The organism is Deinococcus piscis (genome assembly GCF_014653275.1).
Classification (GTDB): Bacteria; Deinococcota; Deinococci; order Deinococcales; family Deinococcaceae; genus Deinococcus; species Deinococcus piscis.
Window position 1 is genome coordinate 16,426 of sequence record NZ_BNAL01000031.1, and the last position, 16,181, is coordinate 32,606.

The 16,181-nt window shown below is 65.3% G+C and carries 18 protein-coding genes; 11 read left to right on the plus strand and 7 right to left on the minus strand.

All coding sequences use genetic code 11. The features are described 5' to 3' along the window. Positions 1 to 53 precede the first annotated feature (53 nt). Positions 54 to 1,193, plus strand: coding sequence for a dGTP triphosphohydrolase (gene dgt, locus IE158_RS10815; protein WP_189643722.1), 1,140 nt, complete (start codon positions 54 to 56; stop codon positions 1,191 to 1,193). A 40-nt stretch (positions 1,194 to 1,233) separates the two neighbouring features. Here dgt and IE158_RS10820 read toward each other — a convergent pair whose 3' ends face one another. The 4 genes from IE158_RS10820 to IE158_RS10835 form a co-directional block, all read right to left on the minus strand. Then, complete coding sequence (locus IE158_RS10820; RefSeq protein WP_189643723.1) at positions 1,234 to 1,782, minus strand: GNAT family N-acetyltransferase; 549 nt, start codon at positions 1,780 to 1,782, stop codon at positions 1,234 to 1,236. Further along, positions 1,758 to 2,594, minus strand: coding sequence for an ion transporter (locus IE158_RS10825; RefSeq protein ID WP_189643724.1), 837 nt, complete (start codon positions 2,592 to 2,594; stop codon positions 1,758 to 1,760). Before IE158_RS10825 ends, IE158_RS10820 begins: the two co-directional genes overlap by 25 nt. A 268-nt stretch (positions 2,595 to 2,862) precedes the next feature. Then, on the minus strand, positions 2,863 to 3,708 hold the full coding sequence (locus IE158_RS10830) for a DUF4384 domain-containing protein (protein ID WP_189643725.1): 846 nt from the start codon (positions 3,706 to 3,708) through the stop codon (positions 2,863 to 2,865). 109 nt (positions 3,709 to 3,817) lie between these two features. Then, a complete protein-coding gene (locus IE158_RS10835; protein ID WP_189643726.1) occupies positions 3,818 to 4,822 on the minus strand; it encodes a CAP domain-containing protein in 1,005 nt (334 codons plus the stop codon). 132 nt (positions 4,823 to 4,954) lie between these two features. On the opposite strand from IE158_RS10835, the gene IE158_RS10840 reads away from it, so the two are divergent. Then, complete coding sequence (locus IE158_RS10840) at positions 4,955 to 5,569, plus strand: DedA family protein (protein ID WP_189643727.1); 615 nt, start codon at positions 4,955 to 4,957, stop codon at positions 5,567 to 5,569. A gap of 106 nt (positions 5,570 to 5,675) precedes the next feature. Further along, positions 5,676 to 6,845, plus strand: coding sequence for an acyl-CoA dehydrogenase family protein (locus IE158_RS10845; protein ID WP_189643728.1), 1,170 nt, complete (start codon positions 5,676 to 5,678; stop codon positions 6,843 to 6,845). A gap of 47 nt (positions 6,846 to 6,892) precedes the next feature. Here the strand turns inward: IE158_RS10845 and IE158_RS10850 are convergent, their stop codons facing one another. After that, positions 6,893 to 7,549, minus strand: a complete 657-nt coding sequence (locus IE158_RS10850; RefSeq protein ID WP_189643729.1) for a TetR/AcrR family transcriptional regulator — start codon at positions 7,547 to 7,549, stop codon at positions 6,893 to 6,895. Between the two features lie 134 nt (positions 7,550 to 7,683). Between IE158_RS10850 and IE158_RS10855 the strand changes: the two genes are divergently transcribed. From IE158_RS10855 to pheA, 8 genes are all read left to right on the plus strand, one after another. After that, a complete protein-coding gene (locus IE158_RS10855) occupies positions 7,684 to 8,118 on the plus strand; it encodes an anthrone oxygenase family protein (protein WP_189643730.1) in 435 nt (144 codons plus the stop codon). A 69-nt stretch (positions 8,119 to 8,187) separates the two neighbouring features. Beyond that, a complete protein-coding gene (gene crcB, locus IE158_RS10860) occupies positions 8,188 to 8,559 on the plus strand; it encodes a fluoride efflux transporter CrcB (protein WP_189643731.1) in 372 nt (123 codons plus the stop codon). A 60-nt stretch (positions 8,560 to 8,619) separates the two neighbouring features. Then, positions 8,620 to 9,132, plus strand: coding sequence for a hypothetical protein (locus IE158_RS10865; protein WP_189643732.1), 513 nt, complete (start codon positions 8,620 to 8,622; stop codon positions 9,130 to 9,132). A gap of 46 nt (positions 9,133 to 9,178) precedes the next feature. Beyond that, complete coding sequence (gene xseA, locus IE158_RS10870; protein ID WP_189643733.1) at positions 9,179 to 10,387, plus strand: exodeoxyribonuclease VII large subunit; 1,209 nt, start codon at positions 9,179 to 9,181, stop codon at positions 10,385 to 10,387. Next, positions 10,384 to 10,827, plus strand: coding sequence for a GNAT family N-acetyltransferase (locus IE158_RS10875; protein WP_229839077.1), 444 nt, complete (start codon positions 10,384 to 10,386; stop codon positions 10,825 to 10,827). Before xseA ends, IE158_RS10875 begins: the two co-directional genes overlap by 4 nt. A 36-nt stretch (positions 10,828 to 10,863) precedes the next feature. Next, a complete protein-coding gene (locus IE158_RS10880; RefSeq protein WP_229839078.1) occupies positions 10,864 to 11,316 on the plus strand; it encodes a GNAT family N-acetyltransferase in 453 nt (150 codons plus the stop codon). After that, a complete protein-coding gene (gene tyrA, locus IE158_RS10885; protein ID WP_189643734.1) occupies positions 11,313 to 12,434 on the plus strand; it encodes a bifunctional chorismate mutase/prephenate dehydrogenase in 1,122 nt (373 codons plus the stop codon). Before IE158_RS10880 ends, tyrA begins: the two co-directional genes overlap by 4 nt. Positions 12,435 to 12,601: 167 nt before the next feature. Continuing rightward, entirely contained in the window at positions 12,602 to 13,735 is a 1,134-nt protein-coding gene (gene pheA, locus IE158_RS10890) for a prephenate dehydratase (protein ID WP_189643735.1), read from the plus strand. Positions 13,736 to 13,809: 74 nt separating this feature from the next. Here the strand turns inward: pheA and IE158_RS10895 are convergent, their stop codons facing one another. Next, positions 13,810 to 15,057, minus strand: coding sequence for an NRAMP family divalent metal transporter (locus IE158_RS10895; RefSeq protein WP_229839079.1), 1,248 nt, complete (start codon positions 15,055 to 15,057; stop codon positions 13,810 to 13,812). Between the two features lie 176 nt (positions 15,058 to 15,233). Then, positions 15,234 to 16,106 carry a sulfurtransferase gene (locus tag IE158_RS10900; protein WP_189643737.1) on the minus strand — a complete coding sequence of 291 codons (873 nt, stop codon included), beginning with the start codon at positions 16,104 to 16,106 and terminating at the stop codon, positions 15,234 to 15,236. Positions 16,107 to 16,181: the final 75 nt, after the last annotated feature.

Below are 16,181 nucleotides of genomic sequence, written 5' to 3' on the forward strand. Positions count from 1 at the left end.
CTGTGAGGAGCGTGGGAGCCTCCTTGACAGGCGGGCCTGCCATACTTGGACCCATGCTGACCCGCGCTGACCTGGAAGCCCGTGAAGCGGCGACGCTTGCTCCTTACGCTGCGCTCAGCCGCGACTCCGGCGGGCGCGAGTATCCCGAACCCGAGAGTGAATCGCGCACGGCCTTTCAAAAGGACCGTGACCGGGTGCTGCACACCGGGGCCTTCCGGCGGCTGGAGCACAAAACCCAGGTGTTCCTGAACGTGCGGGGCGACCACTACCGTACCCGGCTGACCCACACGCTGGAAGTGCAGCAGGTGGCCCGCTCGGCGGCGCTGCGGCTGGGGCTCAATGAAACCCTGGCCGAAGCCCAGGCACTGGCGCACGATCTGGGGCACCCGCCCTACGGCCACGCGGGCGAGCGGCTGCTGGACGAACTGGTGCGGGCACACGGCGAGAGCAGTGGCTTTGACCACAACGTTCAGGCGCGGCGCATCGTGACGCAGCTCGAAGACCGCTATGCCGACTTTCCGGGGTTGAATCTGACCCGCACCGTGCTGGACGGCCTGAACAAGCACGGACGGCAGGGAATAGGCCAGCCCACGCTGGAAGCGCAACTGGTGGACGTGGCCGACGCGCTGGCCTACACCGCCCACGACCTGGAAGACGGCCTGCGTTCGGGGCTGCTGGAGGAGGGTGAACTGCTGGAGCTGGGCCTGTGGGGGGAGGCGCTGGCCCGCACTGGGCTGGGTGGCATGGGCCTGGACAAGCGGGCGCGCCGCACCCTGCACCGCGACCTGCTCGGCTATCTGATTGGCGACCTGACGCGGGCCAGTGGGGCTGCCATTGCGACCAGTGGTGTCAGCAGCGTGGCTGGCGTGCGGGCGCAGCCGGGCTATCTGATTCGGCACAGCCCCGAGGTGGCGGCGCTGCTGGGCGAAACGCGGCAGTTTCTGTTCGCCCGGCTGTACCGTCACTGGCGGGTCGAGGTACAGGTGGCCCAGGCCGAGCAGATTCTGACCACGCTGTTCGGAGCGTACCTAGCCCGCCCGCAGATGTTGCCGCCTGCCTACGCCGCCCGCCTGGAGGCAGCGGGCGAGGTCCGCACCGTATGCGACTTTATTGCGGGCATGACTGACCGCTACGCCCTGGACATGTACGAGGAACTGACCCGTCCGGGGCTCAGCATGGGGTGGGTGCGGTAGAAAGCGCAGTCCAAGGGGCGGTTGGGCGCAGGCTGAAGCCTCACAGGTCCAGTGCCATGATTTCCATCCTCTTGCCCAGGAGTCGTTGCTCTCCTACCACCACGAACCCCGCTTTGGCATAGATATGCCGTGCCCGCGTATTTCTGGCTTCCGGGTCAATAAGGACACGCTGCAATTCAGGTTGCTGCCTCCGTAAGTGCATGAGCAGCGCCTTGATCAGGTCTACGGCCAGGCCATGTCCCAGCCAGCGCTCCTCGCCAATGAACAAGTCTATGCCCCATGTTTCGCCTGTGGAGCTGCGCCACTTGGCGTAATCACTGGCTTCCGGCACGGGGTAAGCCTGCGCGTAAGCTACCGCCTCAGTGCCAAGCGTAACCATGAACCCCACTGCGTCCCGTGCTGGGCCGAAGTAATGGGCCTGCACCTGCTGGAGTGTGCGGTCTCCATCGTCCCAGAACTCGCGCACATGGGGCTGCTGTAGCCAGCCGTGCAGCAAAGGCAAGTGCGAAGGTGCCAGGTCCTGAAAGGTCAAAGTGACGGCCTGGTTGCACGCCTTCATGCGGCTCATCCCGGCAAGTTCTCGCCACACCGCTTGCAGTAGTGTGCGTCGGTGTCGTGCTTGCCCAGGCCGCACTGCGGGCAGTGCCGTCCCTGACGGGCTTCCTTGGCCTCCTGCAAGCCTACAGTCACGATGCCGGTGGGCACGGCGATAATCGCGTAGCCCAGCAGCATCGCCAGTGTGGCGAGGAACTTGCCCAGGCCCGTCTTGGGCGAGATGTCGCCGTAGCCGACGGTGGTCACGGTCACCACCGCCCAGTAGATGGAGGTGGGAATGGACGTAAAGCCGTTCTCTGGCCCTTCGATCAGATACAGCAGCGTGCCGAACACGATCACCAGCGACAGCACCGAAATAAAGAACACGGTGATGCGCTCGCGGCTGGCGGTCAGGGCCTCGCCCAGCAGCGCTGCTTGGTCGGTGTAGCGGGCCAGCTTGAACACCCGGAACACCCGCAGCAGCCGCAGTGCCCGCACCACCAGCAGGTACTGGCTGCCCGGAAACAGCAGGCTGAGGTACGAGGGCAAGATAGTCAGCAGGTCCACCACACCGTAAAAGCTGCCCGCGTACCGCCGCGCCCGCCGTGCCCCCAGCAGCCGCCCGATGTAGTCCAGCGTAAAGATCACCGTAAAGCCCCACTCGGCCCAGCGCAGGATGGCCTTCCACTCCGGACTCAGGCCGCTGATGCTTTCGGCCATCACGGCCAGCACCGAAGCCACGATCAGGAAGATCAGCACCTTGTCGTACAGCCGGGCGGCGGGGCTGCTCAGCCCAAAGATGATGTCGCCCAGTGCCCGCCGCCAGGGAGCACGGCGGTCAGAAAGTGAAGAAGCAGAGTGCGGCATGGTGGGGCCCAGTCTACCGATGTGGATGGCGGGTGAATAGCTCGGTTTCAGCGGTACGGGCCCGGCCAGCAGGACTTGCAACGCTATGAAGCAGAGATGGACCAAACTTCGGCGTCTTTGTGGAGTTCGGGGTTGGTGGAGTTTGGGGAAGCAGACGCGGTACATATACGGCGTCACTTTTGGGACGAAGCGCCGCAGAGGCGGACGGACACGGTCCGGCCACAAAAAACCCCCGCACACACGGCGGGGGAGTTGGTCAGACCGGAACTTACTGGGCGAACTTGACGCTGAAGCTGGTGCCGCTCTGCTCAATCAGCACGGTGGCGGTGCGTCCGTTGCGGGCAAACGTGGAGTAGATGCGGTTGCCGTTGCGGCTGGTGCTGCGCAGCTGGAAGCCCTGGTTGCCCAGGTAGCTCACGTACTGGGCGTGCACGTTGTCCAGGGTGGTGTTCAGGCGGAAGGTGGAGCGCCACACGGCCAGGTTGAAGTTGGGGCGGGGAGCGCTGGTCACAGGGGTGGTGGGGGCCGGAGTCTGGGTGGTGCGGGCCACGTTGTAAAAAGCGGTGTCGCTGATCCAGCTGGTCTGCTGGATGGGGTTCACCACGATGCTCAGCGCCTGGGCCAGACCCTGCTGCCCGCTCACATTGACGGCAGCAAAGGCGTTTTGGCTCTGGAAGTTGGCGATCTGGTTCATGTTCAGCTTCTCGCGGCTGGCAAGGGCCAGCACCTTGTTCACGCCGTAGGGAGCAGCGATGTCAAAGGTGAAGTTGTCCTGGGCGCTGGGGAACACGCGGGTTTCACCGGCCCGCAGGTAGTTGCCGCCCGACTGGAGGTTGTTGGGCAGAATCAGGTCCACTTTGCCACTGGGGTCCACATTGAACAGGTACACGTAGGCGTTCTCGTTGGTCTTGGTGAACAGGCGGATTTTGTCGCCCACGTAGTAGTTGGGGGTGCGGCTGCCGGTGGTGTCGCGGTCGGTCCAGACCTGGACGCTCAGCGGGGTCTGCACCGGGTTCACGATGATGCTCTGGGTGCTGATCTGAGGCGCAGCGTCAGCAGCAGAGAAAGCGGCGGCACCGAGGGCGGCGGTCAGCAAGGTCAAAGTCTTTTTCATGGCTCAAGTCTGCACCTGCCGGGTGATGTACACCTGATGACTGGGGCCGAGAACATAGGGCGTTTTCTCACGTTGCGTCAGCTTTGCCGCTGCACCCACAGAGCGGCGCTCAGGGCCGAGGTTTGCCGAATACCTGCACCCAGTAGTGCCCGTAGTCGCTGCCCGGCACCTGCACGTAGCTCAGGCCGGTCTGGCTGTAGTCGCCCATCAGCGCGGCGCAGTGACCGGGGCTATCGAGCCAGCCCGCCACGGCTTCGGCGGGTGTGGGCTGCCCGGCGGCAATGTTCTCGGCGGTGCTGGCGCTGGGATACCCGGCGGCCTGGATGCGCTGGGCGGGCGTGCTGCCGTCCAGCTGACTGGTGTGATCTACGAAGCCCGCAATGGGCATTGCCAGGGTGTGGGCCAGCGCGGCGCGGTCCAGCGTGGGCACCCGCGTGAGTGGTGGTCGGGCCACGCCGTCGGTGCGGCCTGTGGCGCAGTTGTAGCGGTTCTGGCGCAGCAGGTTCACGGCTCGCAGCACCTGATCTTCGTAGGTGGCCGACGAGCGCAGTTCAGCCGCTGGAATCTGGAAGCGCACAGTCCGGTTCAGCGTGCCGCTGCCTGCCGCGATCTGCACGCTGGCCGTGTGGCTTCCGGCCCGCAGGCCCACTGCCTGGGTGCCGACGGGCTGACCGTCCAGCGTAAAGCGCGGCTGGTAAGGGCGGTACACCACGCTGCCCACATCACTCAGGGTCACGTTGCCCCGGCCCAGCAGCACCACCAGGGCGGCTTTTTCGCTGCCCTGCGACTTGACATCTACGGTGATTTGACTGCGGCCCACCTCGTACCCGCCCCGGCTGAGGATGACCTGCGCGGTGTATCGCCCTGGCCGGTAGTAGGTATGACTGACCCGGGTGCCCTGCGCTCCGCTGCCGTCCCCAAAGTCCCAGCGCACGCTGATGTTTCCTGGCACCTGCGCCGCAAAATCCACCCGCAGCGGGGCCAGTCGCTGGCTGTCAGCTTCGGCAGACACCTGGAAGGTCCCGGTCCCACCCTGGGCCTGGGCGGCGGCGGGTGCAGGCGTCAAGCTGAGCAGCGCCAGCAGGGCGAGCGTGAACAGGGAGCGCGGGCGCATGGGCGGCAGTGTATGCCGGGGGTTGGCACAGCATTGTTGCAGGGCGCTGCATCGGCTGCGGATCTGGGCTGCGGCCCTCACTCAATCTTTAGGGGGATGTGCCCCGCGCTCCGCGCCCGCTAGATTTCAGGCGTGATCGAGTGGATGCAGAACCTGATGGATTCGATGGGCTATGTCGGCATTTTCCTGCTGATGATCCTGGAGAATATCTTTCCGCCTATTCCCAGCGAACTGATTATGCCTGCGGCAGGTTTTGCGGCGTCGCCCCAGCGCGGCGACCTCAATATCTTCCTGGTGGTGCTGGTGGGGGCGCTGGGCAGTGTGATCGGCACGCTGCCGCTGTACTACGTGGGCAAGGTGTTCGGTCTGGAGCGCAGCAAGGCCTGGGCCGACCGCTACGGCAAGTGGCTGACCGTGAGCGGCGAGGACCTGCAAAAAGCCAGCGACTGGTTCGAGCGCCACGGGACCAGCGCGGTGCTGTTCGGGCGGATGGTGCCGGGCGTGCGTAGCCTGCTGTCCTTGCCCGCTGGCGTGAGCGAGATGGGCCTGCCCCAGTTCCTGATCTATTCTTTTATCGGGTCGGGACTGTGGGCGGGCCTGCTGGCTGCTGCGGGCTACTTCCTGGGCGAAAACTATGACCGGGTGGAGCAGTACGTCGGCCCAGCGTCCAAAATCATCCTGGGCCTGCTGGTCATCGGCTTTGTGTGGTGGGTGCTGAGGCGCCGCCGTGCGGGCAAGGGGGCTTAGTCCTAGCTTGAGCAGTCCTGACCTGAGCAGCGGTAATGGGCCTGGGCCGGACCTGCTCTAATAGGGGTATTCCACACCTTCAACCCCTTGCCACACAGGAGGCCCTATGTTTGACCAGTTTGCCGTGATGGACCTGCTCGCCCCCGAGGAGCGCCAGGCCCGCGCCAGTGCTCGCCAGTACGCCGAAAAAGCCCTGATGCCGCATATCGCCGAGTGGTGGGACGCTGGAGACCTGCCGGTGCGTGGGGTGATGCGTGGGTTGGGCACTCAGGGCCTGCTGGGCCCCATGATTCCGCCCGAGTACGGGGGCAGTGGAGCCAGTTCCAACCTCTACGGCGCACTGATGTACGAGCTGGACCGGGTGGACAGCGGGATTCGCAGCGCGGCCAGTGTGCAGGGCAGTCTGGTGATGTATCCCATTCATGCTTATGGCAGTGACGAGCAAAAAGCGCAGTACCTGCCGGGTCTCGCCAGCGGTGAGCTGATCGGCTGCTTTGGGCTGACCGAGGAAAGCGGCGGATCTGACCCCGGCGCGATGCGGACCCGTGCCCGCCGTGATGGGGACGACTGGGTGCTGGACGGCACCAAAATGTGGATCACCAACTCGCCAGTGGCCGACCTGGCGGTGGTGTGGGCCAAAGTGGAGGAGGGCGGCGAGGACACCGTGCGCGGGTTTGTCGTGCCTACCGATACACCCGGCTACAGCGCTCCTACCATCAAGCGCAAGATGAGCATGCGGGCCAGCGTGACCGGCGAAATCGTGCTGGATGGCTGCCGGGTGCCCGCTGCGGCCATGCTGCCCGGCGTGCGCGGACTCAAGGGGCCGCTCTCGTGCCTGACGGGGGCCCGCTTCGGTATCGGCTGGGGGGCGATGGGCGCTCTGGAACTGATGCTGACCACGGCGCTGGACTACACCGCCACCCGCGTGACTTTTGGGCAGCCCACCGCCAGCCGCCAACTGGTGCAGGACAAGCTGGTCAAGATGGCCACCGACCACTCGGCGGGACTGCTGCTGGCCTGGCGGCTGGGTGTGCTCAAAGACGCCGGGCAAATGGACTATGCGCAGGTAAGCATCGTCAAGCGCAACAATGTGCGCCGCGCCCTGGAAGGGGCCCGGCTGGCCCGTGAGCTGCTGGGCGGGAACGGCATCACCACGGAGTATCCGGTGATTCGCCACATGCTGAACCTGGAAACAGTGGACACCTACGAAGGCACCCACGACATTCACACCCTGATTGCCGGGCGCGGCCTGACTGGGCAGGGGGCGATGGGCTAAAGGAGAGAGGGGCTAAAGAGGCCCTGCTCGGCATTTAAATTCGGCACTTAAATGGCGTGCCCTGGACTCTGGAGCACAGCAGGGAGCACTTGTTCTTCAAATTGTGCCAGGAGGCTAGGAAGAGCGGGCGATGCCGCGTTCGGTTGCGGCAGAGTGATGGCCAGCCGCACGGACGCGTTGAGCAGGTGCATACACAAGAGGGCCGTGGTTTGTAGAGCCTCGGCCGATTCCGAAGGACGCAGTTCACTTAGCTTGTCCAGCAGCATCTGGGCGTGCCGCTGCACATCCTGCGCTTCAAGCGCTTGAAGCTGGGTATCCGCCTGAGTCGAACCCCAGATATTCCTCAGAGCGGGATTCTCCTGATACAGCCAGTAGTACTGCTGCGTGAGCCGGCGCATGGCTTCCAGCAGCTTGGCCTCGGTGGTCACTGGTTCTAGGGCGGCCTGCACGCAGCGGTGCCCTTGCTCCTGAAATTGGTGAACCAGGGTGGCAATCAGCGCCGTCTTGTCGGGGAAATATTGATAGAGCGAACCGATGGAAATACCGCTTTGCTCGGCAATATCGCTCATGCGGAGGCTGTGACTTCCATGGGCGGCAATGTACTGCGCTGCTGCGCCCAGAATCGTCTCAAAGCGCTGTTTGGAGCGCTGCTGAGAGGGAACTTTGCGGGGTTGCAGCTGAGGAAGAGCAGAAAGTTCAGGCATAAAAGGACCTCTTGCAAAACAGAATATGAGGAAGTATCGTGTCTTCCAAACGTGATAACTCCTCACGTTTTGGAGGATGTATGAATCTTGGGCAAACAGCTTTGGCGGTCCTTGCGGCTGGTGGCAGTGCACTGATGGCTGGTACCTTCTTCGGATTTTCTTCGTTCATCATGCCCGCGCTTCAGCGGCTGCCTTCACATCAGGGCGTGGCGAGCATGCAGAGCATCAATCTGGTGGTGCTCAAATCCAGTTTCATGCCAGTGTTTATGGGTACGGCTCTGGTCAGCGCCGTGCTTCTGGTGGTTCTGGCCCGGTCCTGGCGGGAAAGCGGGGTTCTATTTGTCTTGATAGGCAGCAGTCTGTATCTGGTAGGCGTGTTTGGCGTGACGGTTGCTGTTAATGTTCCACTCAATGAGGCTCTGGCCCGCGTGACGCTTGGCCGCACTGAGCCGGATGGAGAGTGGGTGCGTTTCTTGGAGGGCTGGCTCCCGGCCAACCATCTGCGTGCCGCAGCGGGCGGGGTGGCTGCGAGCTTGCTGATTTATGGGGTCTGGCGGTCCCACTCCTGACGCGGAGAGCTGCTGGCGCGTGGCTCTGAACAGCGAATCAGACCACAGCCAGGCCGCTAGCATGTGCCCATGACCTGGCTGTATATCGCTCTGGGTGGCGCGGCGGGCGCTGTGTTGCGTCACGCCGCCGGGCTGCTGCTGGCTCCCCTCACCCTGCGGGCGGGCTGGCCGCTGAGCGTGGTGCTGATCAATGTGCTGGGGGCCTTTCTGATGGGGCTGTTGCTCACACTGGTGGGCCGAGGCCTGTTGCCCGACGCAGCGCGGCTGGCGCTGGGCACCGGACTGCTGGGCGGCTTTACGACCTTCAGCACATTTAGCGTGGACCTGGATCAGTTGCTGACGCGTGGGGCTTACGGTGAAGCGGCGCTCTATGTGGGCCTGAGCGTGGGCGGCGGCCTAATGGCAGCAGTGCTGGGCCGGGTGCTGGCGCAGCAGCTGTAGGGCTTTCAGAGGACACGGCGTGTAAGCCGGGTGTGAGCGGCCCCGCTTTAGCCTGCTCCCATGATCAAGACCCTGTCCCGGCTGCTGCCTCTGCTGGCCGTGCCTACCCTGGCCGGCTGCGGCACGGTTCCCCTGCCCGCAGTGGGCTTGCCCGATGTGAGTCTGACCACCCCGGTGCCCCTGACCGCTTCCGGCCTGCGGATTTTCCAGAACGGCACCCTCTTCCCCGCGCCGGTCAGCCGCCAGCTGAAGAACTTCCAGCTGACCGGCACCGCTGCGCTGAATAAGCCGGTGGGTGAACCGACTGTCTTTGACGTGCTGCTGACCCGAGATCTGCCGGTCGGCTGCATGGCCTATGCGGACTACAGCGCCTGCGCCAGCGGCGGCCAGAGCATCGGTACAGTCAGCTTTGCGGCGGGTGCGGCTCAGGCCCCACTGCTGCTGCGCGGCGACCTGCTGAACACCCTGGCCTACGAAGGCACCGGCCACATCGGGCTGCAACTGCGGGAAGGCAGCCTGTCAGCCGGCGCGACCCTCAAGCTGAGCAATCTGCAGGCCAAAGCATACTTCTGAGCAGGCCGCCGGGTGACAGGGGCCGCTGCGCCTTAGACTGAGTTCCATGCCGCCCCGCCGCCCCGCCCGCCGTCAAAGTGCTGAACCCCCGCCGCCGACGCAGTGGCTGGAACTGTCCGAGCTGCTGGACTACGTGGGGCAGGTGCTAGGGCGCGGGCTGCCCGGAGCGGTGTGGGTGCGGGCTGAGATTGCCGAGCTGACAGACCGCCGCCACCTGTACCTGGAACTGATTCAGCTCGAAGGTGGGCAGCAGGTTGCCAAGTGCCGCGCCGCGCTGTGGGCCCGCGAACGCTACGCCCTGGAAGGCAAGTTCCGCCGCGTGACCGGCGGCGGCCTGGGCACCGGCATGAAAGTGCTGCTCTTTTGTACGGCCGAATTCCACCCACAGTACGGGTTTTCGCTGCACATTCAGGACATCGCGCCGGAGTTCACGCTGGGCGAGGCTGCCGCCCAGCTGAGGGCGCAGCGTGAAACCTTGCAGGCAGAAGGGGTGTACGCCCTGAACCGCGCCCTGCCGCTGCCTGCCGACTACGCCCGGCTGGCCGTCATCGCTCCCGAAGGAGCCGCTGGCCTGGGCGACTTTCACCGTGAAGTGGCCCCGTTGCAGGCGGCGGGCGTGCTGGATCTGCACTACCTTCAGGCCACCTTTCAGGGCCGTGAAGCGAGTGCCAGCCTGACCCGCGCCGCCTCGGCTGCGCTGGAGCTGCACGCCAGAGAGCCGCTTGACGCGCTGGTGGTCATCCGGGGTGGGGGGGCCGCCACGGACCTGGCCTGGCTCAATGACCTGGACTTTGGCCGGGCGCTGGCCCTCTTTCCGGTGCCGGTCATCACGGGGCTGGGGCACGCCCGCGACGACACCCTTCCCGACGAGCTGGCCGCGCTCAGGACCGATACACCCAGCAAAGCGGCAGCCCACATCGTCCGGACAGTGGTGAATGCGGCGGCTCAGGCCCAGGCCGACTGGCAGGCCATTCGCCGCGCTGGGACCGAAGAAGCTGTGAACGCGGACGCGGGCATACGCTGGCTGCGTGACCGGCTCCGTGCGGCAGTGCAGCGCCAGCTGACAGGGGCCGAGCGCGACGTGACGGCCCTGATGCGCTCGGCGGTGGGGCTGTCGCCGGAGCGCACGCTGGCGCGGGGCTACGCGGTGGTGCGCAGCGCGGACGGTGTGGCGACCCGCGCCGCCGACCTGCGGGCTGGGGAGCAGGTCACGTTGCAGTTTGCCGACGGTGAAGTCAGGGCTGAGATTCGGTGAGCTGGACCGTTCGTTCCGTCACCCTGGCTGACACTCACACGGTGGCCCGGCACCGTCTGCCGGACCTGCCGCCAGACCATGCAGCTGTGCGGGCCTACGCGGAGTGGTTGCCCAGCGCACTAGAACGCGGGCTTTATCTGGGCTGGCTGGCCGAGAGCGGAGGAGGAGTTGTCGGCGGCGCAGGCCTGATCCTGCTGGAATGGGGGCCGACCAGGGACGACCCGCAGCCCTGGCGTGGGCGGGTGGTCAATGTCTGGACCCACCCGAGCTGGCGGCGGCAGGGGATAGCGCGGCAGCTGCTCATGCGTGTGCTGGCAGCGGCAGCAGCGCGGGGAGTGTCGGTGCTGGGCCTGAGCACCACGCCAGCGGGCCGCCCGCTTTATGGAGCGTTGGGCTTTGAGGCGGCTACTGCCGAGATGGTCCGCCGCTCTTCCCGCTAAGCACCCGTTCTGGAGGCCGGAACAGTACACTGACCCATGTTGCACATTCGGCACGCGACCCTGGACGACCTCGATACGCTGAGTGAACTGTTTGACGAGTACCGCGTCTGGTACGCCCAGCCTTCTGACCAGGCCGGAGCGCGCGACTTCCTGCGCGAGCGGCTCTTGCTGGGCGAGTCGGTGATTTTGCTGGCGCTGGTCAATGACCGGCCCGCTGGCTTTACCCAGCTCTACCGCTCCTTTTCCAGTGTGCGGATGCGGCGGCTGTGGATTCTGAATGACCTGTTCGTGCGTGACGCCTTCCGGGGGCAGCGGGTGGGCCTGGCCCTGCTGGACGCCGCCCGTGACTTGGCGGTGCAGAGCGGGGCCAGAGGGGTGGTGCTGGAGACGGCGGGCGACAACCTGGCCGCCCAGCGTCTGTATGACCGCTACGGCTTTCAGCGCAGCAGCGGCGTGCATTACCTGCTGACCGTAGGGGAAGAAGGGTGACGCCGCCCGAACTGGCTGCCCTGCGTGAGCAGATTGATCAGGGAGACCGCGAGCTGTTGCGTCTGCTTCAGCGGCGGGTCAAGCTGGCCCGGCAAGTGGGGGAGGTGAAGCGGGCCCAGGGCCTGCCCATCTATGTGCCAGAGCGCGAAGCGGACCTGCTGGAGGCCCGCCGCGCCGAAGCTGAAACTTTGGGGGTCAGCCCTGACCTGGCCGAGGATGTGCTGCGCCGCTGCATGCGCGAGAGCTACGTGCAGGAAAGCGGGCACAGCTTGGGCGTGCGTCCTGGCCTGCGGGTGGTCGTGGTGGGGGGCGCGGGCCGACTGGGCCGCCGCTTTGTGCAGGCGTTCCGCGAGTCGGGCTATGAGGTGGCTGTGCTGGAGCGTGGGGACTGGGACCGCGCCGCCGAATTGGTCGCAGGGGCCGGGCTGGTGCTGGTCAGCGTGCCGATTCATGACACCGCCGCTGTGATTGCCGCGCTGCCGCCACTGCCACCTGGCTGCTTGCTGGCCGACCTGACTTCGGTCAAGGCCGCGCCCATGCAGGCCATGCTGGCCGCGCACGCCGGGCCAGTGCTGGGGCTGCACCCAATGTTCGGCCCCGACGTACTTACTTTTGCCAAGGAAGTGACCGTGTTCTGCCGGGGGCGCGGCGAGCCGGGGGAAGTGGACTGGCTGCTAGAGCAGCTGCGGCTGTGGGGCCTGCGCCTGCACCCTGCCCAGCCTGAGGAGCACGACCGTCACATGGGGCTGATTCAGGCCATGCGCCACGCCACCGCCTACGCTTACGGCCTGAACCTCTGCCGCGAGGGGCCGCAGCTGAATGAGTTGCTGGCCCTGTCCAGTCCCATCTACCGCCTGGAGCTGATGATGGTGGGCCGGCTGTTTGCACAGGACCCGGAGCTGTACTACGACATCATTCAGTCTCAGCGCCAGCATCTGGACCTGATTCGTGACTACCACGCCACCCTGGCCGACGTCATTGAGCTGCTGGAAGGGCAGGACCGGGACGCTTTTGCAGACCGCTTCCGCGAGGTGCAGGAGTTCTTCGGGCCGCTGGGCGAGCAGTTCCTGGGGGAAAGCCGGGTGATGCTGGCCCAGAGCAAAGACCGGGTGGGCTAAGTACCTCGCACCTAACATTTCGAGATTCCGGAAACACGCCGCAACCTCTCCATTCCCGGTGCGACGCACTTTTTTCGATACTCGCTTCGCTCGGTTAATCTAAAGATTAACTTCGATGTACTTAGGGGCCGCCGTGCCCCAAAAGTCCCCAGCCCCTACAATGAGCCATGTCCGACCAGCCTGACCGTCCTGACTCGTCTGCCGCCTCATCTGCCGAAGCGCTGGCTGCTGCTATTGCGCCGCACCGCGAGCGGATAGACGCCATTGACGCGCAACTGCTGGACCTGCTCAGTCAGCGGGCTGCCGAGGCGCGGGCCATTGGGACGCTCAAGGGCACGGCAGCTGTCTACCGGCCCGAGCGCGAGGCGCAGGTGCTGGCCCGCATCGCCGCGCTGAATGCCGGGCCGCTGCATGGCAACGCGGTGCGCCGTATCTTCCGCGAAATCATGAGCGAGTGCCTGGCCCTGGAACGCCCGCTGACGGTGGCCTACCTGGGGCCGCAGGGCACTTTTACTGAGCAGGCCGCCCAGCGGCACTTTGGTGGCGCAGCGCAGTTGGCCCCCTGCGCCACCATTGACGCAGCGCTGCGGGAGGTCGAAGCCCGGCAGGCCGATTACGCCGTGGTGCCGGTGGAAAACAGCAGTGAGGGAGCCGTGAACCGCACCCTTGATCTGCTGCCTGCCACGCCGCTGCGGGCCTGCGGCGAGGTCACGCTGCGCATTCATCACTGTCTGATGTCGCCCGGCGAAGACAGCGCTGCCCTGACTCACATCTACGCCCACCCGCAGGCGCTGGCTCAGTGCCAGGATTACCTGACCCGCCACTTGCCCGCCGCCGAGCGGCTGCCGGTCAGCTCCAACGCGGAGGCGGCCCGGCTGGCAGCGGAGTCGGGACAGGCGACGGTGGCCGCGCTGGGGCCGAGTGCGGCGGCCAGCGTGTACGGCCTGAACGTGCTAGAGCAAAACATAGAGGACGACCCCAGCAACACCACCCGCTTCTTGGTGCTGGGGCACGCCAGCCCTGGCCCCAGCGGGCAGGACCGCACCACCCTGGTGGTGGCCGCGCCGCAGGCCGAACACGCCGGAGCCATGCACCGCCTGCTGGAGCCGTTCAGCCGCCTGGGCATCTCCATGACCAAGCTCGAAAGCCGCCCGGTGCGCGGTGGACTGTGGCAGTACGTGTTCTTTATTGATATTGAGGGCCACGCGCAGGACAGCAGTGTGGCGCAGGCACTGGCCGAAATGCAGGAGCGCGCCACGTTCCTCAAAGTGGTGGGCAGCTATCCCCGTGCCCTGAGTTAGAGCCGGACAGGTCAGTAAGGCGGGAGGGAGAGGCGGCTGTGTCCTCTCCCTCCCGCCCCGTCTTCCGCGCAGCCTTAGCCGATCAGGCCCATCAGGTTGGCGAGGAACAGCAGCGTAAACCCGACCAGAAAGACCAGACCGGCATAAGCCAGAACCCTCAGCGTGCCCGACAGGTGCTGCTCGCCGCTGACCAGGCTGAGGTTCAGCCAAGCGAAGATGGGCGCGGTGACAAAGGCGCTGGTCATGGCGAACTTGAGCATGCCCGCCAGCTGGTTTTGCATCAGCAGGATGATTGCCAGGCCAAGAATGCTGATGCCGGTGATCCACAGCGAGATGTCGCGGTTCTTGAGCTCCGGTTCGCCGCGCAGCAGCCGCAGGGCCTCGCCGCTGGCGCGGGCGTAGCCGTCCACCACCGTGATGGTGGTGCCGAACATGCACATAAAGGCGATAAAGGCGATCACTGGCTTGGACCACTCTCCGATGGTGCTGCCGTACATCTGCACCAGCTGGGCAATATAAGCGCCGCTGGCCGGTTCCAGCTTCTCGCCGTTGCCGTACTGGACCAGGGCCCCCATCGCCACGAAAAAGATAGCGAGTACAGCCGAGGTCACGTAGCCTACGTTGAAGTCAAAGATGGTATCGGCGTAGTTGGCGGGGCTGATCTTCTGCTTGGCCCTGATCCACATGGAGTTGATGGCGCTGATCTCAATCGGGGCAGGCATCCAGCCCACCAGCGCCACCAAGAAGGGCAACGTCGCCAGGTTCCACGGCGAGGGTTCCACAAAGCCGGGCAGCATGTTGGAGCCTTTGCTGGCAGCGATGAAGGTTGCAGCCACCGTCGCTATGGTCAGCCCGATCACGATCAGTTTGGTGATGCCGTCGAGGGCTTTGTAGTGCCCGGCCACCAGCAGCACCCACACCACCAGCATCATCACGCTGGCCATGACAGGGCCGCTTAGTGCGAAGCCGGCGGGCAGCATCGAGTTGAGGATAACTGCCGAGAGCAGCCCCACGCCCGCCGTAGAAATGACAGACGACACCGCGCACAGGATGAAGAACACCCACAGGTAGCCCCGGCCCTTGCGGGCGTAGCCTTCCACCAGGCTCTGACCGCTTTCCATCGTGTACTGCGGCCCAAAGCGGAAAAAGGGATACTTCAGCAGATTGGTCAGCAGAATCAGCCCGGCCAGCTGCCAGCCGAACAGAGCGCCCGCCTGCGCCGAGGACACGATGTGCGATCCCCCGATGGCTGCCGAAGCCATCATGATGCCGGGGCCGAGAGCCGCCATCTTGGATTGCCAAGTGGAATGTGAAGCAGGCACGCTGGTTTGCATGCCGATTTATATCATGATAAATGGATAAATTTAAAGCTAAACCATCATCCCTTGCAAAAATCTGACAAATGCCAGAAGTCTCTTGGGAATGGCGCTGTCGTGCCTTTCAAGTGATAGGTGTCAGGGGCTATGGTCTGCCAAGTGGGCTGCTGCACACGTCGTCTTCACTCTGGCGCTGACGCTGTGGCCACCGGACGCTCCTCATTGCTGACCCAATCGCTCCAGCTGCCCGCATAGAGGCGGTTGTCCGGCCCGAGCGGCACGCCCGCCAGTTCGCGGGCCAGCAGATTGGGCGTAGCGCTCACGCCGCTGCCGCAGTAGGTTACGGTGGCCTGCCCATTCTCTGCACCTAGCCGCTTAGCCTGAGCCTCGGCGTCCCGGAAGCGTCCCGACTCATCCAGCGCTTCCGCCCAGTTGCGGTTCACTGCGCCCGGAATATGTCCGGCCCGGCGGTCTATCGGCTCGGTTTCGCCCCGGTAGCGCTCCGGCGCACGCGAATCAATCAGCAGCGTGTCAGCGGGCAGCGCCGCCACATCCTCAGCCGTCGCCACGAAGCCGGGTTGCACCTGTGCGGTGAACGTGGCGGGGACGTGCTGCGGCTCCGCGTCGGTCAGCTCGCCGCCCGCCGCTTGCCACGCGGCCAGGCCACCGTCCAGCACGGCCACTTGCCCGTGCCCCAGCCAGCGCAGCAGCCACCAGGCCCGCGCCGCGTAGTAGCCCTGAGCGCCGCCCGCGTCGTAGCAGACCACCCAGGACTCTGGGCCAATGCCCTGCTCGCCCACCCAGCTCGCCAGGGCTTCCGGCTCTGGCAACGGGTGGCGGCCTCCGGCGCCCGATTCGGTGACTGGGCCGCTCAGGGTCATTTCCAGGTCGGCGTACACCGCGCCCTCGATGTGGCCCTCCATATAGGCCATGCGTCCCAGCAGCGCGTCGCGCAGGTCAAAGCGGCAGTCCAGCAGGCGCAGCCTGGGGTCGTGGAGGTGTTGGCGGAGCCACTCGGCGCTGACCAGGGGTGTGGCGAAATCAGTTGTGGTCATGTCTAGAGTCTAGAGCATTTGACATAATAAGAGGATGAAACGTGTTGGGGCGGCTGGGTATGGGAATGACTTGCG